Annotated in this window: 6 protein-coding genes; all 6 read left to right on the plus strand. The window is 31.3% G+C overall.

The window, feature by feature from the left end; all coding sequences use genetic code 11:
* Position 1 precedes the first annotated feature (1 nt).
* The 6 genes from QZ276_RS06535 to QZ276_RS06560 all read left to right on the plus strand — a co-directional run bounded on the left by QZ276_RS06535 (position 2) and on the right by QZ276_RS06560 (position 4,679).
* A complete protein-coding gene (locus tag QZ276_RS06535) occupies positions 2 to 706 on the plus strand; it encodes an archaellin/type IV pilin N-terminal domain-containing protein (RefSeq protein ID WP_292486410.1) in 705 nt (234 codons plus the stop codon).
* A 53-nt stretch (positions 707 to 759) separates the two neighbouring features.
* Positions 760 to 1,497, plus strand: coding sequence for a hypothetical protein (locus QZ276_RS06540; RefSeq protein ID WP_292486411.1), 738 nt, complete (start codon positions 760 to 762; stop codon positions 1,495 to 1,497).
* Between the two features lie 138 nt (positions 1,498 to 1,635).
* Positions 1,636 to 2,373, plus strand: coding sequence for a hypothetical protein (locus QZ276_RS06545; RefSeq protein WP_292486412.1), 738 nt, complete (start codon positions 1,636 to 1,638; stop codon positions 2,371 to 2,373).
* A complete protein-coding gene (locus QZ276_RS06550; RefSeq protein ID WP_292486414.1) occupies positions 2,355 to 2,756 on the plus strand; it encodes a hypothetical protein in 402 nt (133 codons plus the stop codon). Before QZ276_RS06545 ends, QZ276_RS06550 begins: the two co-directional genes overlap by 19 nt.
* Positions 2,757 to 2,777: 21 nt before the next feature.
* Positions 2,778 to 3,848 (plus strand): histone deacetylase, encoded by a 1,071-nt coding sequence (locus QZ276_RS06555; protein ID WP_292486415.1) that lies wholly within the window; start codon positions 2,778 to 2,780, stop codon positions 3,846 to 3,848.
* Between the two features lie 39 nt (positions 3,849 to 3,887).
* Positions 3,888 to 4,679 (plus strand): GNAT family N-acetyltransferase, encoded by a 792-nt coding sequence (locus QZ276_RS06560; protein ID WP_292486417.1) that lies wholly within the window; start codon positions 3,888 to 3,890, stop codon positions 4,677 to 4,679.
* Positions 4,680 to 4,859: the final 180 nt, after the last annotated feature.

The raw sequence follows: 4,859 nt of genomic DNA on the forward strand, positions 1-4,859 counted from the left end.
AATCGGTACTTTGATAATATTTATAGCAATGGTGCTCGTAGCAGCTGTTGCAGCAGCAGTACTGATTCAAACATCTGGCAACCTGCAGCAGAGGGCACAGTCAACAGGACAAGAAGCGACAGCTGAAGTATCATCAAATATGGATATAAAGTCAATTACAGGAATAAGGGCTGATAATGGTTCTTCAGACTATGGTAATTTCTCAACATCTCTAGATTATCTCAATATACGTACGGGAATAAGTTCTGGTGCTAATACAATGGATTTGAGTCAACTTGTTATCACTGTTAGTGATGGTGACGAAAGAAACATTTTGAGTTATCCGGATACATATGTTCCAAACGGTACGGATATAATAGCTAATGGTAATTCCACAAGCCAATTTTCAATGAATGACCTTAGAGATGCTGACAATAGCTTTTCTAAATCAAATCCTGTTATGAATAAAGGTGATCTTGTAGAATTAAATGTTTCAACAATGAGTAATGAAACTTTAAGTGAAAATAAGACAAATATTGATGAAATGGATATAAGCTATATAAGTAGCGGTGACGATGCTAGTGATCCTGAAGATTCTCAATTGTTGTTCGATACCAGAACAACAGTAAAAATATCTTTAACACCTGAAGCTGGCACTACTAAAAAGTTAGAATTTATGACACCTCCTTCTTATGGTGTAGATAAAAGAATTAAATTGTACCCCTAATAAATATGAAAGGTGAATAAACTTTCACCTTTTTTAATTTTTAAGTGGTTAACATGAACTATCTAAAAACGATAAATATTTTATTTCTCATTTTTATCATCTTTATTTGTATAACTTCAGTATCATCAGCTAGTGCAGAATATACTAATGATATCGATATCAAGATGGAATCTATAAATTTAACAATTAGTGAAGAATATACAAAAAATAATGCGCTTGGAGTTAGAAAAAGAATAGATGTTAATAATGACAGTTACATAAATAAGTCTGAAATAGAATCTTTCAAAGATTATTATCTAAAATCACAGAAAAAAGAATACATTAAATATGTTAAAATTGATAATGGTAAAATCTCTCTGGAAATCAATTCTATAAATATGGAATTTGAAAATGCACAAGGAAAAGTGAGCAATGATACTTTAAATGTAAGTTCTAATATAATATTCATTATTAATCAAGGTCTTTCTGATGGTAGACATAAAATCTGGTTACAAGGACATCCATCTATAAGTACTATGAAAGTTAAGCTTCCAGAAAATGTTGAAGCTTTATCTATAGATGGATTAAAAAACCTTGAAAAATCATCTATAAACAATAGAATTTTTATAAAAGGTAAAAGTACCACACAAAGAAATAATTTAGGTGACACAACAAGTTTCGAATACGCAACTACTTTAGAAATATATAAAAAACCCTTTTATGAAAGAACCTTTTTCATCACATCTCTATTTACTGTTTTGTTAATTCTGATTGCATTGGCATCTTATATGATTAAAAATAATAAAAAATGATTTAGATACAGATGGTGGCTTTATATGCGAAATTGGATTTTTATACTGACTTTTTTTTTCATAATAATTTCCATCTGTTTAAGTGGTTGTTCTGAAAAAACTCAAATTAAATCCGTCAATAACACTGTTTCATTTTTTTTGGAAAAGGTGAACGATACTAATTATGATTATGCTTATTCTTTTTATAGAGGAGATAAATTTTCCAATCCTAAAGTTTTAAAGCAAATATTTCATGATGAGGGTTTTGTAAAAGATGGAATTTCGGAGATTATCCTTAAAAATCAGGCTGTCAAAAAAGAAATTGCAGTAGTTACTGCACATTGCAGGATAACTGAATTCAATTTGAATCGTCAAAGAGTCAATCCATCTGAAAAATATATCCATTTCAAACTAGAAAAAGAAAACAATAGATGGGTTATCACAGGATTATCATTTAAAAAACCTTATTTATTACCCGAAAACAAATCGGAAAATGTAGTTGCCAATGTTTCGGATTCAAATACAAATGATGATGGCAATAATAATGCATTGTATCTTTTTTTAATAGTTATCTCCATTCTGGGAATTTTTATTTATTTGAACAAAAAAAGCGATTCTGAATCATCTGAAAATTATAATGTTGATTTCTCTGATACTTATCCGCTTCTAAAAGAATCTTTATCCAGATTTGTTAAATTGATTCCATCAAATCAGAATAAGTCCGGTAAAAAATCAACTATCGATGTCTGGGTAAAGAATTTATCTAAATCTCCTTATGAAAATTTCAGAATAATAGCTGTGCATAATAATTCGATGAAGGTTAAGAATCCAAATCTAAACTTTGGAACTGTAGAACCAGAAAAGACTGTAAAACAAACATGGGAAGTGAAACCTTAAGTATCTGGAATGGTTTCCATAAAAAACCCACAGTAGTGTCTGATATATGGGGAAAATATGCAGGGGTGCTCGACTCATATGGATTCAGGTTCAATAACAATTGTCAAAAGAGGAAAAATGTCATGAGTCTGAACAAGGATAGATGTTACAGTGAAAAAAATACTTTAGATAAAACTAAAAACAAAGAAGAGTTGAATCAGTTATTTATGGATAAATTCGAAGATACAGGATATAAATCAGACTGTATAGAGGATGAAAAATCAGCTTGTGAACATGTACCAGAATCCATAGGATATAAATCCAAACTTTATATAAATAATAAGAATTTAACAAATAAAAAAATCTGCGATTTTGAAACTGAATTAAATCTAAATATCTCATAGAATAATCCAAAGGTTGCTGTTTTGTATTATGATGGTCATTCTTCCCATACATGCAATAATTTGAAAGTACCAGATTTTGAAAAACCTGAAAGATTGACTGATGCATATCTTTATCTTAAAAATAGTGGTATTTTTGCAGACGGTCACTGTGATTTGATATCTAATATTAATAAAGTATCAGAAGATGAACTTCTACGGGTACATTCTCAATCCTATATATCCTTCATTAAGTCTTATTCTGAAAAAGGGGGAGGTTTCCTTGGTGATAGTACTTATGTGACAATAGACACTTATGATGTTTCAAGAATATCGGTAGGTATGGCCATTAAATCTGCAGAATTTGTTATTGATGATGGGTATACATATTCATTAGCATTACTGCGTCCACCAGGTCATCATGCTGGAGTGTCCAGGTATGGAGGATTCTGTATTTTCAATAATGCTGCCGTACTTGCAAGGTATCTCCAACAAAAAAAGAGTATTGGAAAAGTTATGATTGTAGATTGGGATGCACATGCTGGTAACGGTACGATGGATATTTTCTACGATAATCCCGATGTTATAACTTTGTCAATACATCGGTCACCACATGATTTTTATCCCCGCACAGGTTTCATGTCACAGATTGGTGAAGGGGATGGGGAAGGTTATAACATCAATGTTGAGATGCCGGTAGGTTCAGAAAATCTGGAATACAAACTGGCATTTGATGAAATAGTAATCCCTATGATAAAGCGTCATTCTCCGGATTTTTTGATTTGTTGTTGCGGGTTTGATGGCTATTATAAAGAAAAAACTGTCCAGATGAATTTGACTTCAAAAGGGTATTATCAGATGGTAAGAAGTATCAAATCCGTATATCCGGAAAATTTTGTGATACTTATGGAGGGTGGTTACCACAAACACAACGGAAAACTGTGCCACAGTGTTATCAATGCTCTGCTTGATAGACCCAACCCGATTCATGATGATTTAAATTACACAAAGTATGAAAAAGAAATTCAAAAAAAAGTCTACAATAAAGCATTGGAAAACATATCCAAAGTTAAGGAGTTGTTTTCATTACCAGATGTTGATAATACTGTAAATTGATATCAATTTAAACTACTCAAGCAAAAATGTCTGAAAACTATGATTGAACTTGCAAAATCTAACAACGGAACGGTATTCTGTGTACTGGAATTTCCATCAGAATTGGATAAATTAAACGTTGGTAACTTTACCTATTTCAATAAGCATCTTGGGATGTCTGATTATTCTAAGAACTTTAAAAGTTGGATTAACAGACAAAATGCAGTATTGATAACTACATTACTGAACAATACAGTAATAGGCTGGACAATGGCTGAAAAGTGGAGTTATGCATCCAGTGATGGTAAACCCGTTTATGTATTAAGAGGTATTGAAATATCTTCATCTAAGAAAGGGAATGGTTATGGAAAAATTCTCTTGGATATATTATCCATGGTTTTACCAGGTCATATCATAACAAAACCTGTAAACAAAAGCGCTAAGAATTTCTTTTTTTCCTTGAATTTTAAATATCCGGAAGATAACAGTCCTGTAAATCTTGGAAACCATCCCGGATATTTAATATTGCACGATAGTTATAAAACTAATTTGTATGATGAAAACGTGGAGTTTTTGACAGACACAATTACAAAGTGTAGAAATAAGTTTTATTCTAAAAGATTAATTGGAAATCACGGATGTTGTACCTGTGAAACTCTTCAATCTAATTTTGCAATGGATTCTCAATATCAGGACACAGCTGATACCTATAAACTGATGTCACCGTGTGTATGCGGGGAATTCAGAGCGAGAAGGTACAAAAACTTTGGTGGAAGAGAAGGAGAATCTATAATCTGTTCGAATTGTGGCAAAGAACGTTATTTCCTTCCTGAATTCAAAGATGAAAACTGATGATTATAAAATTGAAAATTTTGGTTTGTTTTGATTTGTTCAGTAGTAAATATTTGTTTGGTTATACTCAGAAATTCAGTTAAATAACAGAAGATTTTTAAGTGTTAACAGATATATACAGGGTTAAAAATATATTTAGTTTTATATCAGCTGGTGTGATTATGGCTCAAGAACAGGGTA

This window comes from Methanohalobium sp., from assembly GCF_018609725.1.
GTDB lineage: Archaea > Halobacteriota > Methanosarcinia > Methanosarcinales > Methanosarcinaceae > Methanohalobium.

Coding starts and splice junctions, on each gene's coding strand:
- QZ276_RS06540 (WP_292486411.1), top strand. CDS start 760: ATGAACTATCTAAAAACGATAAATATTTTATTTCTCATTTTTATCATC.
- QZ276_RS06550 (WP_292486414.1), top strand. CDS start 2,355: ATGGGAAGTGAAACCTTAAGTATCTGGAATGGTTTCCATAAAAAACCC.
- QZ276_RS06560 (WP_292486417.1), top strand. CDS start 3,888: ATGATTGAACTTGCAAAATCTAACAACGGAACGGTATTCTGTGTACTG.